Source organism: Dactylosporangium sp. CS-033363, from assembly GCF_050942475.1.
GTDB lineage: Bacteria > Actinomycetota > Actinomycetes > Mycobacteriales > Micromonosporaceae > Dactylosporangium.
Window position 1 is genome coordinate 497,290 of sequence record NZ_CP192032.1, and the last position, 15,618, is coordinate 512,907.

Here is a 15,618-nt window from a genome sequence, read left to right on the forward strand (position 1 = left end):
GGGGGCCGGGCGCTGAGCGTCCGGCCTCCCGCGTTTCAGCGCACTTTCTGCTGCTCCGCGTAGTTCGCCAGCCACTCCACCTGGGTCGGGTCGAGCGAGGGCCGGACCCGGGAGCGCGCCAGCTCCACGTGCTCCGCCGTCACCTGCGTGGCGTCCAGTGACTCGCGCATCGCGGCGAGGGCCGACTCGCGTACCAGGGCCGCGCAGTCCGCCGCCGAGAAGCGGTCCAGCGAGGCGGCCAGCGCGGGCAGGTCGACGTCCGGGGCGAGCGGGACCGACTTGGCCGCCGCGCGGAGGATCTCGGCGCGGGCGTCGGCGTCCGGCGGCGGTACGAACACCAGGCGCTCCAGCCGCCCCGGCCGCAACAGCGCCGGGTCCACCAGGTCCGGCCGGTTCGTGGCGCCGATGACCACGACGTTGCGCAGCGACTCCACGCCGTCGAGCTCGGTCAGCAACGCGGCCACCACGCGGTCCGTCGTCCCGCCGTCGGTGGCCTGGCCGCGGGTCGGGGCCAGCGCGTCCACCTCGTCCAGGAAGACCAGCGTCGGCGCGGCCTCGCGGGCCCGGCGGAACAGCTCGCGCACCGCCCGCTCGGACTCGCCGACCCACTTGGAGAGCAGCTCGGCGCCCTTGACCGAGAGCACGTTGGCCTTGCCGGTGCCGGCGATCGCCTTCACCAGGAAGGTCTTGCCGCAGCCGGGCGGGCCGTAGAGCAGCACCCCGCGCGGCGGGTCCACGCCCAGGCGGGAGAAGGCGTCGGGGTACGACAGCGGCCACAGCACCGACTCGGTGAGCGTCTGCTTGACCTCGACCATGTCGCCGACGTCGTCGAGGGTCACCTTGGCCAGCTCGAGCGAGCTCTCGGCCATCGACGTCGGGCGGACGACCTCCAGCGCGGCCTCGAAGTCGGCCATCACGACCTGCGGGGTCTCGGCCTCGCGGCGGTGCCGGAGCGCGGCCCGCACGCCCGCCTCCCGGGCGAGCGCGCCCAGGTCGGCGGCGACGAAGCCGGGGGTCCGCGCGGCCACGTCGTCCAGCTTCACGTCGTCGGCCAGCGGCATGCCCCGGGTCAGCACCGCGAGCTGCTCCTTGCGCAGGGCGGCGTCGGGCAGCGGCAGCGAGATCTCGTGGGCCAGCAGGTCGGGGGAGTGCAGCGCCGGGTCGACCGACTCGGGGCGGCTGGTGGTGCACACGACCGCCTCGCCCTCGCGGATCAGCTCGCCGAGCAGCTGGCGGAAGACCGTGGACAGCGGGCCGGGCTGGTCGCGGGGGACGAGCGCGTCGACGTCGGAGATGAGCAGGATCGCCGGGCCCGGCGCGCGCATCTCGTCGGCCGCCTTGCGCAGGCGCGCGGCCGCGTCGTTGTTGGTCAGCGCCGCGATCTCGGGCGCCCACAGGGCCACCACCTGGGCCTCGACCTCGCCCGCGACCGCGTGCACGAGCGCCGACTTGCCGGAGCCGGCCGGGCCGGTGACCAGTACACCCAGGGAGACGGTCGTCCCCAGCTTGGCCAGCACCTCGCCGTGGTGGAAGCCGAGGTCCAGCAGCTCGATCAGCTGTTCGGCCTGGGCGCGCAGGCCGGGCAGGTCGTCCAGGGTGGGCGGCGGGACGGCCGGGGCCACGGTCGGCGGGGCATATGAGGTGCCACCGGCCGCGGTGGTCGCTCTCGACGCGGCCGGGGTCGCGGTCGGTACGGAGCCCGGGCCGGCCATCACACCGCCCGGCGCGTGGGTGGCCTGGCCGTGCAGCCAGCCGACCGCGGTGTCCATGGTGACCAGCGCGGCCGCCTCGGGGTCGGCGGTCTCCACGGTGAGCAGGGCGCTCGTCCACGCGTACCCGACCGTGTTGGACAGGCTCCGCCGGGCCGCCTCGACCAGGCCGCGGTCGACCATGTGCACCGCCGGCGCCGAAACGGACAGCGTGCCCAGCGACACGTCCTGGGGCAGCAACGACACGTTGTCCCCGACCGTGACCACCTTGCCCAGCAGCGCCAGGCGCAGCATCTCGGGCGAGACGACGGCCATGATCTCGGCCGGGCCGGAGAGCGTGACGTTGCCGGCCGCGCGCAGCGGGGCGGCCTGCACCGTGACCTGGCCGCCGTTGCGCAGGCCGAGGTTGCCCAGCAGCAGGTCGTCGGCGTACAGCAGGGCGCGGCTCGCCCCCGGCTCGGCCACCGCGACGATGCCGGCCGAGGTGCGCCGCCCGGTGAGCGTGATCGGATCGCCCGGGCGAAGGCCCAGGGCGGTGAGGACCTCCGGGTGCAGGCGCACGACGCCGCGGCGGGCATCGAGCGCGGCCGGGCGGAGGCTGGCAGTGAGCGTCAAGGTCGCCGACACGCGTTCGAGCGTAACTGTTGCTGTGAAGGGGCTGAGTCTTTCGTCAAGCCGCAACATCAAGTGCGTACGTTTGGTCAATGCGGATTCGCCTTCCGAGCCTCACCCGGCGCCAGGTCATCGCCGGTGCCGTCGGGATCGTGCTCGTCGCGGGGCTGGTGGCGTGGGCCGCGGCGCCCGCGCCGAAGCACTACCGGGCCACCGACCAGATGCTCACCGTCCGCACCGGCCCGGCCGACGCCGACGAGGTCACCCTCGACACGACGCTCTACCTGCCCAAATCGGCGAGCGCGAGCGACCCGGTGCCGGCGATCCTGCTCGCGCACGGCTTCGGCGGGACCAAGCAGAGCGTCAAGAGCGATGCCGAGTTGTACGCCGAGCAGGGCTACGCGGTGATGACCTGGACGGCCCAGGGGTTCGGCCGCTCGACGGGCGAGATCCACCTGGACAGCCCGGACTGGGAGGTCAAGGACGCCCAGCGGCTCCTCGACTGGCTCGCCGCGCGCCCGGAGATCGCGAAGTCGGGCAACGACCCCAAGGTGGCCGCGGTCGGCGGCTCCTACGGCGGCGCGCTCTCGCTGCTGCTGGCCGCCCAGGACAGCCGGGTCGACGCGATCGTGCCCATGATCACCTGGAACGACCTGGTCAACGTCTTCCTGCCCGGCGGGGTGTTCAAGAAGCAGTGGGCCGGGCAGTTCTTCGGCTCCACCGAGGACCCGCGCAATCCGCAGTGCGGGCGGTTCGCGGCGGACATCTGCCGCGCGTACCTCGACATCGCCACGACCGGCAAGGCCACCCCGGCCCAGGAGGCGCTGCTGCGGCGGTCCTCGCCGTCGGCGGTCCTGGACAAGATCAAGGCGCCCACGCTGCTGATCCAGGGCCAGGTCGACACCCTGTTCCCGCTCAGCGAGGGCGACGCCAACGCCCGGGGCATCGCGGCCACCGGCACCCCGGTGCGGGTCGCCTGGTTCACCGGCGGCCACGACGGCGGCACCGGCCCGCAGTCCGAGGTCGACCGGCTGCGCCTGCTGACCGGCCAGTGGCTGGACCACTACGTCAAGGGCAACGGGGCGGCGCCGGCCGACAGCTTCACCTACTCGCGCGTCTCCGGCCTCAACGCCCAGGGCCGCGGGCTGGTCACCACCGCCTCGAAGATCGACGAGTACCCCGGCCTGAACAACGCCGGCGCGACCGTCGACCTGCGCGGGCCCGCCCAGCCGATCGCCAACCCGCCGGACGGCAACCCGGCCGCGCTCTCGTCGCTGCCGATCGCCGGGCTGTCCAGCCTGCTCGGCTCCAGCGGCCTGGGCGACGGCATCTCCCAGGAGATCCCGGGCCAGCACGCGGACTTCGTCTCCGAGCCGCTGCCGGCCGCGCTGGACACCGCCGGCTCGCCCCGGGTCCAGATCCGCGCGGCCTCCCCGACCGGCGAGGCGACGCTGTTCGTCAAGCTCTACGACATCCCGGCCAAGGGCGCGCCGTCGATCCCGGAGGGGCTGATCGCCCCGATCAAGCTGACCGGCCTGGCCAAGGACATCGCGGATGCGGTACCGATGACCGTCATCCTGCCCGCCGTCGTGCACCGCTTCGAGGCCGGCAGCCGGGTCGGGATCACCGTGGCGACCGCCGACACCGCCTACTGGTCGCCGCCGGATCCGGCCGTCTACACGGTCGCCGTCGACGGGGCGGTCACGCTGCCCGCCATCGCCGGCACGCCGATCGCCAACCCCGAGGTCATCTGGCGGTACGTCCTGATCGCCCTCCTCGCGCTGATCGTCATCGCGCTGGCGGTGGCCCTGCTCGTGGCCCGCGGCCGCGCGCGACGCATCGACCGCAGCGTGGCGACGGAGCACGTGGACACGCCGCTGGTGGTGCGCGGGCTGCGCAAGGAGTACAAGGACTTCGTGGCGGTGTCCAAAGTGGACTTCACCGTCCAGCGTGGACAGGTGGTCGGCCTGCTCGGGCCGAACGGCGCGGGCAAGACCACCTCGCTGCGGGTCCTCATGGGGCTGACCCGGCCCACGGCCGGCGAGATCCTGGTCTTCGGCCACCGGCTGCTGCCCGGCTCGCCCGTGCTGTCCCGGGTCGGCTCGCTCGTCGAGGGGCCAGGCTTCCTGCCCCACCTGACCGGGGCGCAGAACCTGGAGTTGTACTGGCAGGCGACCGGACGGCCGGCGGCGGACGCGCACCTCGAGGAGGCGTACGAGATCGCGGGTCTCGGCGGCGCGGTGCACCGGCGGGTGAAGACCTACAGCCACGGCATGCGCCAGCGCCTCGCGATCGCCCAGGCCATGCTCGGCCTGCCGGACCTGCTGGTGCTCGACGAGCCGACCGACGGACTCGACCCGCCGCAGATCGCCGAGATGCGCAAGGTGCTGCGCCGCTACGCCACCGGCGGCCGGGCCGTGCTGGTCTCCAGCCACCTGCTCGCCGAGGTGGAGCAGACCTGCACCGACGTCGTGGTCATGCACCGCGGCGAGGTGGTCGCGGCCGGTCCGGTCGACGACATCGTCGGCGACTCGCCCACGGTGCAGCTGGACGTGTCCGATGTGGACGAAGCGGAGAAGGTGCTGGGCGAGCTCGCGGGCGTCCGCTCGGTGGCCTGGTCCGGCGGGCGCGGGCTGGTCGTCGACATCGACGGCACGCCGCGGGCCGAGGTGGTGGCGGCGCTGGTGCGGGCCGGGGTCGGCATCGACCGGGTCACGCCGCGGCGGCGGCTGGAGGACGCGTTCCTGTCCCTGGTGGGCGGGGACACCAAGGCGAGCGGGGAGCGGTCATGACGGCGACGAAGTCCGAGATCGTCGGCGGCGCGGCGGGGTACCGCCCCGGCGCCACCCTCTCGCTGTGGACGGAGATCAAGCGGCAGGGGTCCCGGCGGCGCACCCAGATGGCGCTGGCCTTCATGGTGCTGCTGCCGCTGATCATCCTGACCGCGTTCCAGCTCGACAGCAGCGGCGGCGACGACAACGGCGGCGGGGGCGGCGAGTTCTCCCGCCTGTCCGACCTGGCGACCAGCGGCGGGCCCAACTTCACCCTCTTCACCCTGCTGGTCTCGTCCGGTTTCCTGCTCGTCGTGGTGGTCGCGCTGTTCCACGGCGACACGGTGGCGTCCGAGGCGAGTTGGGGGAGTCTGCGGTACCTCCTGGCGATGCCCGTGCCCCGCTCCCGCCTGCTGGCCGTCAAGCTGGCCGTCTCGCTGCTCTACAGCCTGGCCGCCATCCTGACGCTGGTGGTGACGGCGCTGGTGGCCGGCACGCTGCGCTATGGCTGGTCGCCGCTGAGCGCGCCGATCGGGGGCGAGATCGCGGCCGGGACGAGCGTGGTGCGGCTGGCGGAGATCGTGGGGTACCTCTGCATCACCCTGCTCGTCGTCGCCTCGCTGGCGTTCCTGCTGTCGGTGTCGACGGACGCCCCGCTCGGCGCGGTCGGCGGGGCGGTGCTGCTGCAGATCCTGTCGAACATCCTCGACCAGATCACCGCGCTCGGAAACTTGCGGACGGTCCTGCCGACCCACTACGCCGACGCCTGGCTCGGCCTGCTCTCCAGCCCGATGCAGACCGATGACCTGGTCAAGGGCGCGATCGCGTCCCTGACCTACGCCACGGTGTTCTTCTCCTTGGCCTGGTGGCGGTTCCTGCGCAAGGACGTCGTGAGCTGACAGGCATTGGACGGGGCCCTACCGACCGGTAGGGTGCCCGTCCATGCGGATCTCCGCCCTCGGGGGCGCGTGCGTCCTGGCCGCCGGGCTCGCCGCCCTCGCGGCCGGGCTGTACTACGACCAGCACCACCTCTACGAGTGGACGCACTTCGCGCAGAGCTCGAACCTGACGCGGGGCCCGGTCGAGGCGCAGACCGCGAAGATCTTCACCCTGCTCGGGGCGATCGCCAGCGCGTTCGGGGCCGTGATCGCGGCCGGCAGCGTGGCCCTGGCCCGGCTCGGCGGGCGCACCGGCGGCTGGGTGCTGCGGCTCACGTCGGTCCTGCTGCTGGTCCTGATGCTCCTGGTCGCCGTGGTGATCGCGATCGGCTCGGTCACCGGCGAAGATCCCGTGGCCGTCATCGACACCCCGCTGTGGCTGCTGGCCGCCGAGTGGGCCGCGCTCGCCGTGGCAATCCTCGGGGCGGGAGTCGCGACCGTCCAGCTGTGGCGCTTCGTGCCGGCCTACGCGGAGGAGTCCGCGTAGCCCGCTGTTTCGCGTTCGCGCGGGCTATCTCGGAGAGTCCGGGCAGCCCGCTGTTCGCGTTCGCGCGGGCTACTCGGAGGAGTCCGGGTAGCCGTCGATCGAGCACATCGGCGGCCGGTCGGGGTGGGCGACCGCTGTCTCGTGCGGTACCACGGCGGAATCCTGTCGCTCGAACTGCGTCAGCGTCGGCCAGAGGGCGTGGCTGGGGGAGAGGCGGGCGTTGATCGTCTGCAGGATCGTGGCGGCCATCCGGCCCAGGGCGGCCGTGTCCTGGTGGCCGTGCGTGCGCTGACCGAGGTCGACCTGCGCGACCGCGTCGAGGCCGTTTGCCCGCCAGGCGTCGATGAGCAGCCCGGTCTCGACGCCGTAGCCGGCCGCGAACGGCAGGGACTCGAGCAGGGAGCGCCGCGCCGCGTACTCCCCGGCCAGCGGCTGGACCACCCCGGACAGCTCCGGGAAGTGGGCGTTGAGCAGCGGCCGCGCGGCCAGCTCGGTGACCCGGCCGCCGCCCGCCGCCGAGACGTCGAGCAGGGGCCGGTCGTAGAACGCCTTGACCATGAGCGTCGCCGGGTCGGTCAGGAGCGGCCCCAGCAGCCCGGTGACGAAGTGCGGGCGGAAGTCGGTCAAGTCGGCGTCGACGTACACGAGGATGTCGCCCTTGGTGACGGCCAGCGCCTTCCACAGCACCTCGCCCTTGCCCGGGCGGGAGCCGACGGCCGGGAGGATGTCGTCGCGGTGGTGCACGGTGGCGCCCGCGGCCGCGGCGACCTCGGCGGTGCGGTCGACCGAGCCGGAGTCGACCACGATCAGCTCGTCGACGAGCGGGCCCAGGGTGCGCACCCCGGCCACGATCTCGCCGACGGTGGGCTCCTCGTCCAGCGCGGGCAGCACCACGCTGACCCGGGTGTCGCCCTTCGCCGCGAGCACCTCGTCGGCCGGCCAGTCGGTCCAGCGGGAGGTGCGCCGCGCGAACCAGTCCGCCGCGATCGGGTGCATGAGTGAAAACCTAGCCTCGTCCACGTCGTGAGATGACTCATACCCAGTCGTCGGTAAGGCCCCTTAGACTGGCGTTACAACTGAATACCTCATCCAGAGGGGCAGAGGGACACGGCCCGATGAAGCCCCGGCAACCCCTGCGACGTTCTTTGCTCAACGAAGAGGTCCGTCGCGGTAGGTGCCAAATCCGTCTCGCGCGCACGTCCGTGCGCGTGGGAAAGATGAGAGGAAGGCCTCCGCCATGACCTCGACGCTCAGCGTCTTCACCGACTCCCCGGCCCGCAACCTCGTCTGCCGCGGCTGCGGCGCGACGTTCCCGCTCGCCGCCCAGCACGCCTGTTACGAGTGTTTCGGCCCGCTCGAGGTCGGCTACGACGCCGCGGCGCTGGCCACGGTGACCCGGGAGCAGATCGAGGCGGGGCCCAAGAACATCTGGCGGTACGCGCCGCTGCTGCCGGTCGGGATCGACCCGGCCACCCGCGTGACCCTCGACCCGGGCCTCACCCCGCTGGTGAAGGCCGACGGGCTGGCCAAGGAGCTCGGGTTCACGGCGCCGCTGTACGTCAAGGACGACTCGGCCAACCCGACCCACTCCTTCAAGGACCGGGTCGTCTCCGTGGCGCTGACCGCGGCCAAGGCGCTGGGCTTCACGCGGTACTCCTGCGCCTCCACCGGCAACCTCGCCAACTCCGTGGCCGCCCACGCCGCCCGGGCCGGCGTCCCGTCGACCGTGTTCATCCCGGCCGACCTGGAGCCCGGCAAGATCGTCATGACCGCGGTGTACGGCGGGCAGGTCGTCGCCATCGAGGGCTCCTACGACGAGGTCAACCGGCTCTGCTCCGAGCTCACCGAGACCGACGAGTTCGAGGACACCGCGTTCGTCAACGTCAACGTCCGGCCGTTCTACGCCGAGGGCTCCAAGACCCTCGGGTACGAGGTCGCCGAGCAGCTCGGCTGGCGCATCCCGGCCCAGGTGGTCATCCCGATGGCCAGCGGCGAGCTGCTCACGAAGATCGACAAGGCGTTCACCGAGCTGGTCGAGATCGGGCTCGTGCCCGCGACCGAGTGGAAGGTGTTCGGCGCCCAGTCGGCCGGGTGCAACCCGATCGCGAAGGCGCTGCATGACGGTACCGACGAAATCACCCCGGTGAAGCCGACCGGCATCGCGAAGTCGCTCAACATCGGCGACCCGGCGGCCGGGGTCTACGCGCTGGAGTCGGTCCGGCGGACCGGCGGGTGGATGGAGTACGTCGGCGACGACGAGATCCGCGAGGGCATCCAGCTGCTCGCCCGCACGGCCGGCGTGTACGCCGAGACCGCCGGCGGGGTGACCACGGCGGTGCTCAAGAAGCTGGTCGAGTCGGGCAAGCTCGACCCGAACGCGGAGACGGTCATCTTCAACACCGGCGACGGGCTCAAGACCCTCGACGCGGTGGCCGACCGGGTGGGTCCGACCCACACTGTCAAGCCCTCGCTGAAGTCGGCCCGCGCGGCCGGCCTGCTCGGATGATTTTTTAGGCGGCACGATCACGCAGCGTTGATCGGCTGAGAGCGCTTCCATGCTCGGACGAGGACCCCCTCGTCCGAGTGGGGGAGAAGTTCGGTACGGTGCGTAACCATCGATGAGCGCATCGTCGGTTTGCTGACTTGACTGCCCTAAGTCCGGGGTTCAGGATGCTCGGTGCGGGAGGACGTGTCGCCGCGAGACCCCTGGGTCCGCGACCACAACACCGGAGGTGTTGGCGAGCGTCCTCTCGACCAATTTCCGGGCATAAATGGTTTGCAGAGGTCTGCCGCGCGGCGCGACCCTCACCGGTATGGCCCAGTCAACGCTAGAGATCGTCGAGGTCGGCGCCGATGACCCGGCCGCCGTCGACGCGGCGTTCGCGATCGCCGGCGCGTCCGTCGGCGCCGACCTGCCGGACTTCCCGCCGGAGTGCCGGTACCAGTACGACATGCAGTTCCGGGTCCCGCCCACCCGCGGGCCGCGCCGCTACTTCCTGGCCCGGGACGGGGCCGAGCCGGTCGGGGTCGTGCAGGTCGACCTGCCCCGGCACGACAACCTCGACAAGGCCGTCATCGACATCAACGTGCACCCGGACCACCGGCGCCGGGGGATCGGCCGGGCCCTGTTCGCGCACGCCTCGGCCGCGGCCCGCGCCGAGGGCCGCACAGGCGTGTTCGGCTTCAGCCCCATGACGGATGCGTCCAGCGGGTTCGCCGCCGCGTACGGCCTGACCAACGGTCTGCTCGACGCCCGCCGCCGGCTCGTCGTGGCCGACCTGGACGAGGCCGCCCTCGACCGCATGTACGCCGACGGCCTGGCCAAGGCGGCCGGCTACCGGCTCGTGCACTGGGGCGACACGCTGCCCGAGGAGTACGTGGAGGACCTGGCCGCCCTGGACTCCTCGTTCCTGGCGGAGTCGCCGATGGGTGAGCTCGAGTACGAACCGGAGAACGTCGACGCGGCCCGGGTCCGCGCGCAGCACGCCGCGAACACGGCTTGGGGGTGGCGGCGGTACGAGACGGGGCTGGTCCACGAGGCGAGCGGCCGACTGGTCGCGTGGACCGCGATCAAGGCCGCCCGCACCATCGACTGGCACGCCTGGCAGATGATCACCCTGGTCCACCCGGCCCACCGCGGCCACCGCCTGGGGATCGTCGCCAAGGTCGCCAACCTGCGCCGGATGCAGGCGGGGGAGCCCGCCGTGACGGTGATCGACACCTTCAACGCGGCGGACAACTCCTACATGATCGCCATCAACGAGGCGATGGGGTTCCGGTTCGTCGATCTTTGGGCGAACTGGCAGGGGGCGCTGGCTTAGCCTCGCCGGGGTTGATCGCGAAATGTCGGGCTTCGTGCCTCAGCCCGACATTTCGGACTTATACCCCGTCCGGGGATTCGCGCGGTATGGGGTGATTTTGCGGGCGGGTTGCCTCGTTGCTGGAACTCGTCACATGGTCGGCGGGCCCGCTCGGCGGTGGCAGGATGGCGCACATGGAGAACTCACACCCCATGTTCGCCAGCCACGCCGACACGCTGGAGCGGGCGCTGACCGCGATCGCCGAGCGTGCGTACTGGTCCAACTACCCCGAGTCGCCCAGCCCCCGCATCTACGGCGAGCATGCCGCCGGCGAGGGGGAGGCGGCCTTCCGGGCGTACCTCGGCGCCGATTTTCCCCTCAAGGATCAGCCCGGCATCACCGACTGGGTCGCCACCGAGCGCTCGCCGTTCGGCATCGAGCTGGACGTGCGCTATCCGCACCTGGACGTCGACGCCGCGTTCGCCGCGCTGGCCGAGGGCATGCCCGCCTGGCGCGCGGCCGGCCCGCAGACCCGCACCGGCGTCTGCCTGGAGATCCTCGACCGGCTGCACAAGGCCTCGTTCGAGCTCGCCAACGCCGTGCACGCCACCACCGGCCAGGCCTTCGTGATGGCGTTCCAGGCCGGCGCCCCGCACGCGTTCGACCGGGCGCTCGAGGCGGTCGCCTACGCCTACCGCGAGATGACCCGCACCCCGGCCACGGCCGACTGGCAGAAGCCCGCGGGCAAGGGCCAGACGCTGCACATGTCGAAGACCTTCCATGTCGTACCGCGCGGTGCCGCCCTCGTCATCGGCTGCAACACGTTCCCGACGTGGAACTCGTACCCGGGCTTCTTCGCGTCCCTGGCCACGGGCAACCCGGTGGTCGTCAAGCCGCACCCGGGGGCCGTCCTGCCGCTGGCGATCACCGTGAAGATCGCCCGCGAGACGCTCGCCGACGCCGGCTTCGACCCCAACCTCGTCCTGCTGGCCGCCGAGGCGCCCGGCGAGGGGCTGGCCAAGACCCTCGCCCTGCGGCCCGAGGTGCGCATCATCGACTTCACCGGCTCGACCGAGTTCGGCGACTGGCTCGAGGGCAACGCGCGCCAGGCCGTGGTCTACACCGAGAAGGCCGGCGTCAACACCGTGGTGGTCGACTCGACGGACGACTTCGCCGGAATGTGCCGCAACATCGGGTTCTCCTTGGTGTTGTACTCCGGGCAGATGTGCACCACTCCGCAGAACATTCTCGTGCCCGTGGGAGGCATCGCCACCAACGAGGGGCACAAGAGCCTCGACGACGTCGCCCAAGGCATTGCCGCGGCCGTCGGTGCACTCACCGGAGATGCCGCCAAGGGCGTGGAACTGACCGGCGCAATCGTGAACGAAGGCGTTCTGGAAAGGCTCCAGAAGGCCGCAACGGTGGGCGATCCGGTACTCGAATCCTCAGACGTTTCACACCCGGCTTATGCGACCGCGACTGTCCGTACACCGCTCATCCGGAAACTCGGCGCGGATGACGCCGAGACGTATGGGTCGGAGTGGTTCGGTCCCATTTCCTTCGTTGTCGCGACCGATTCCACAGACGGCAGTGTGCGGATCTTCGCGGACACGGTCGGCAAGAAGGGCGCATTGACCGCATCGGTCTATTCGACGTCGCCGGACGTCCTCGACGCCGTGGAAGAGGCCGCTTTGGTTGCAGGTGTGCATTTGTCAGTGAACCTTACCGGCGGTGTCTTCGTGAACCAGTCGGCCGCGTTTTCCGACTTCCACGCCAGTGGTGCCAATCCCGCGGCCAATGCCGCGCTCACCGACGGTGCCTACGTCGCCAGCCGCTTCCGCGTCGTTCAGTCACGACGTCACGTGTAGTGCTGAAGGTTCCTAACGAGTAGTCGCCGGGCGATGCTTGACTCTGCAAGGAAAAGTTGCGAGAAGGCATGCTCGGCGACCTTTTTCCACTGTTTGAACCGTGACCTTGCTGTCCGATTTAGGCCTGTCGGCAGGGTGGTTACTCCTGTACCGTGCGGTTCGGTCGTCTTCCTTCGCCGGTTCCACCCCCGGACCCGGCGGCTGTGGTTGAAGACCCGGAGCTGGTCCCCACAGCCAGCCGAGTAAGCAGCAGGACCGAAGTAGAGGAAGTGCACCGTGGCACAGGGCACCGTCAAGTGGTTCAACAGCGAAAAGGGCTACGGCTTCATCGCGGTCGACGGGGGGCAGGACGTCTTCGTCCACTTCTCCGCGATTCAGATGGACGGCTACAAGTCGCTGGAAGACGGACAGCGCGTCGAGTTCGAGATCGCGCAGGGTCAGAAGGGGCCGCAGGCCGAAGGGGTTCGGCTCCTCGCCTGACCCAAGTCTCCGTATTCAACCGCCGGGGCACCGCCCTCATTGACGAGGGCTGGTGCCCTGCGTCCTTTTTACGGCATTTCTTTTCCTCCTTTGCCGGCTTCCTGTTGGGAGAGCGCTCTCTGGGTGAACCCTGGGGATCACCTCGCGGGGCTCTCCGTTTGCTTGCACTCGACCGGCCAGAGTGCTAAACAGGGACTTGGCACTCGCAACCCGTGAGTGCCAAGGTCGGGACGGTGCAGTCCTCCGGTGGGCAACCACCTGAGGCTGGTCGTCGCGGGCTCATCCGGCCCGACCGCCCGGAGCTGCCGACGTGGGGCTCCGAAGGTGCGAAAGCAGGCGGTGAGCCGCAGGCCCCACGGGGTCGAGGCGAATCGTGAGTGTCCAGGAGGACAACGCCGAATGGCCAAGATTATCGCGTTCGACGAAGAGGCGCGCCGCGGTCTCGAGCGGGGCATGAACCAGCTCGCCGACGCCGTCAAGGTGACGCTCGGGCCCAAGGGCCGCAACGTCGTCCTCGAGAAGAAGTGGGGCGCGCCCACCATCACCAACGATGGTGTGAGCATCGCCAAGGAGATCGAGCTCGAGGACCCGTACGAGAAGATCGGCGCCGAGCTGGTCAAGGAAGTCGCGAAGAAGACCGACGACGTCGCCGGTGACGGCACGACGACGGCCACCGTGCTCGCGCAGGCGCTGGTCCGTGAGGGCCTGCGCAACGTCGCGGCCGGCGCGAACCCGATGGCCCTCAAGCGCGGCATCGAGGCGGCTGTCGCCTCCGTCGCCGACGAGCTGGCCAACCTCGCCAAGGACGTGGAGACCAAGGAGCAGATCGCCTCCACCGCCTCCATCTCCGCCGGCGACTCCACGGTCGGCGAGATCATCGCCGAGGCGATGGACAAGGTCGGCAAGGAAGGCGTCATCACCGTCGAGGAGAGCAACACCTTCGGCCTCGAGCTCGAGCTCACCGAGGGCATGCGCTTCGACAAGGGCTACATCTCGCCGTACTTCGCGACCGACAGCGACCGGATGGAGGCCGTCCTCGACGACCCCTACATCCTCATCGTCGAGTCGAAGATCTCCGCGGTGAAGGACCTGCTCCCGGTGCTGGAGAAGGTCATGCAGGCGGGCAAGTCGCTCGCCATCATCGCCGAGGACGTCGAGGCCGAGGCCCTGGCGACCCTGGTCGTGAACAAGATCCGCGGCACGTTCAAGTCGGTCGCCGTCAAGGCCCCCGGCTTCGGCGACCGCCGCAAGGCCATGCTCGCCGACATCGCCATCCTGACGGGTGGCCAGGTCATCAGCGAGACCCTCGGCCTCAAGATCGAGAACGCTGACCTCTCCCTGCTGGGCCGCGCCCGCAAGGTCGTCGTCAGCCGGGACGAGACCACCATCGTCGACGGTTCGGGTGACGCCGAGGCGATCAACGGCCGGGTCGCCGAGATCCGCGCCGAGATCGAGAAGAGCGACTCGGACTACGACCGCGAGAAGCTGCAGGAGCGCCTGGCCAAGCTGGCCGGCGGCGTCGCGGTCATCAAGGTCGGCGCGGCCACCGAGGTCGAGCTCAAGGAGCGCAAGCACCGCATCGAGGACGCCGTGCGCAACGCGAAGGCGGCCGTCGAAGAGGGCATCGTCCCCGGCGGTGGCGTGGCCCTCGTGCAGGCCGGCAAGACCGCGTTCGACAAGATCGACCTGGTCGGCGACGAGGCGACCGGCGCGAACATCGTCAAGGTCGCGCTCGACGCCCCGCTGCGTCAGATCGCCGTGAACGCGGGCCTCGAGGGCGGCGTCGTCGTCGAGCGCGTCCGCAACCTGGAGCCGGGTCACGGCCTCAACGCCGCGACCGGCGAGTACGTCAACCTCCTGGCCGAGGGCATCATCGACCCGGCCAAGGTGACGCGCTCGGCGCTGCAGAACGCCGCTTCGATCGCGGCCCTGTTCCTCACCACGGAGGCCGTGGTGGCGGACAAGCCCGAGAAGGAGAAGGCCCCGGCCGCCCCCGGCGGCGGCGACATGGACTTCTGAGTCCAGCCTTCCGCAACACAGCTGCAAACAGAGCGGGCCGACCCTCCGGGGCCGGCCCGCTTTGCTGTGCGCCCGCGCTCTCCACGCCGGCCCGTTCTCGCCCACGCAGCGTTGGTGGTCTGCCTCGCGTCCCGGCCAACGCTCCCGCGCTCCGCCCCAACCCGACGCTCCCCGCAACCGCCGCGACCCGACCCTCCGCGGCCCGCGCGGTGGTGGTGGGTCTCGCGCGCCGGCTAACGCCCGTGCGGGTGGCGGTGGTGGTGGTTTCGCGTGGCGGTGAGTCTTGCGTCCCGGCTAACGCGCACCCGCGCGGCGGTGGCGGTGGTCTCTCGCGCGGCGGTGGGCCTCGCGTTTCCGGCCAACGCGGCCCCGCAGCGGTGGGCCTCGCGTTTCCGGCCAACGCGGCCCCGCAGCGGTGATGGCCCCGCGTGGGCGTTGCGGCGGTGCTCTCGGCGGTGGTCTCGCGCGGCGGTGGCGGTGGTCTCGCGCGGCGGTGGGCCTCGCGTTTCCGGCCAACGCGGCCCCGCAGCGGTGGGCCTCGCGTTTCCGGCCAACGCGGCCCCGCAGCGGTGATGGCCCCGCGTGGGCGTTGCGGCGGTGCTCTCGGCGGTGGTCTCGCGCGGCGGTGGCGGTGGTCTCGCGCGGCGGTGGGCCTCGCGTTTCCGGCCAACGCGGCCCCGCAGCGGTGATGGCCTCGCGTGGGCGTTGCGGCGGTGCTCTCGCGCGTGTTGGTTTCGACCTCGCGGCGGTGTCGGCGATCGCGGTGCCGACGGGAATCCGGCGGGTCGGCGAACGGGGTGCGGCCCCGAAAAGTCGGGCGCTGGCGCGCCGCGACTCTTCGGACTTATCGCCCGACAGGGTATCTGTGCCGTTAACGTGCTTTGCCTGAATCCCGCACCCGGCCGTGGCGCGATCACGCCAACCCGCCAGGGCG

10 protein-coding genes and 1 riboswitch are annotated in these 15,618 nt (G+C 71.3%); of the genes, 8 read left to right on the top strand and 2 right to left on the bottom strand.

All coding sequences use genetic code 11. The features are described from left to right. Positions 1-35: 35 nt before the first annotated feature. Positions 36-2,336, bottom strand: a complete 2,301-nt coding sequence (locus ACQPZ4_RS02350; protein ID WP_433055384.1) for an AAA family ATPase — start codon at positions 2,334-2,336, stop codon at positions 36-38. Positions 2,337-2,413: 77 nt separating this feature from the next. Here ACQPZ4_RS02350 and ACQPZ4_RS02355 point away from each other — a divergent pair, with 77 nt between their 5' ends. The 3 genes from ACQPZ4_RS02355 to ACQPZ4_RS02365 are packed head-to-tail and all read left to right on the top strand — an operon-like array spanning position 2,414 to position 6,517. Beyond that, entirely contained in the window at positions 2,414-5,113 is a 2,700-nt protein-coding gene (locus tag ACQPZ4_RS02355; protein WP_433055387.1) for an alpha/beta fold hydrolase, read from the top strand. Beyond that, positions 5,110-5,991 carry an ABC transporter permease gene (locus tag ACQPZ4_RS02360; RefSeq protein WP_433055390.1) on the top strand — a complete coding sequence of 294 codons (882 nt, stop codon included), beginning with the start codon at positions 5,110-5,112 and terminating at the stop codon, positions 5,989-5,991. Before ACQPZ4_RS02355 ends, ACQPZ4_RS02360 begins: the two co-directional genes overlap by 4 nt. Before the next feature lie 43 nt (positions 5,992-6,034). After that, positions 6,035-6,517 (top strand): hypothetical protein, encoded by a 483-nt coding sequence (locus ACQPZ4_RS02365; RefSeq protein ID WP_433055393.1) that lies wholly within the window; start codon positions 6,035-6,037, stop codon positions 6,515-6,517. 69 nt (positions 6,518-6,586) lie between these two features. Here ACQPZ4_RS02365 and ACQPZ4_RS02370 read toward each other — a convergent pair whose 3' ends face one another. Continuing rightward, positions 6,587-7,513, bottom strand: a complete 927-nt coding sequence (locus ACQPZ4_RS02370; protein WP_433055396.1) for a glucosyl-3-phosphoglycerate synthase — start codon at positions 7,511-7,513, stop codon at positions 6,587-6,589. 86 nt (positions 7,514-7,599) lie between these two features. After that, positions 7,600-7,741: riboswitch (SAM riboswitch) on the top strand. A 13-nt stretch (positions 7,742-7,754) separates the two neighbouring features. Here ACQPZ4_RS02370 and thrC point away from each other — a divergent pair. From thrC to groL, 5 genes are all read left to right on the top strand, one after another. Then, positions 7,755-9,023: a threonine synthase gene (gene thrC, locus ACQPZ4_RS02375; RefSeq protein ID WP_433055399.1), complete on the top strand. Its 1,269-nt coding sequence runs from the start codon at positions 7,755-7,757 to the stop codon at positions 9,021-9,023. A gap of 307 nt (positions 9,024-9,330) precedes the next feature. Beyond that, entirely contained in the window at positions 9,331-10,338 is a 1,008-nt protein-coding gene (locus ACQPZ4_RS02380; protein ID WP_433055402.1) for a GNAT family N-acetyltransferase, read from the top strand. Between the two features lie 173 nt (positions 10,339-10,511). Then, positions 10,512-12,185 carry a phenylacetic acid degradation protein PaaN gene (gene paaN / locus ACQPZ4_RS02385; protein WP_433066165.1) on the top strand — a complete coding sequence of 558 codons (1,674 nt, stop codon included), beginning with the start codon at positions 10,512-10,514 and terminating at the stop codon, positions 12,183-12,185. Between the two features lie 276 nt (positions 12,186-12,461). After that, a complete protein-coding gene (locus tag ACQPZ4_RS02390; RefSeq protein ID WP_190251253.1) occupies positions 12,462-12,665 on the top strand; it encodes a cold-shock protein in 204 nt (67 codons plus the stop codon). Positions 12,666-13,064: 399 nt separating this feature from the next. Beyond that, positions 13,065-14,684, top strand: coding sequence for a chaperonin GroEL (groL, locus tag ACQPZ4_RS02395; protein WP_433055406.1), 1,620 nt, complete (start codon positions 13,065-13,067; stop codon positions 14,682-14,684). Positions 14,685-15,618 lie beyond the last annotated feature (934 nt).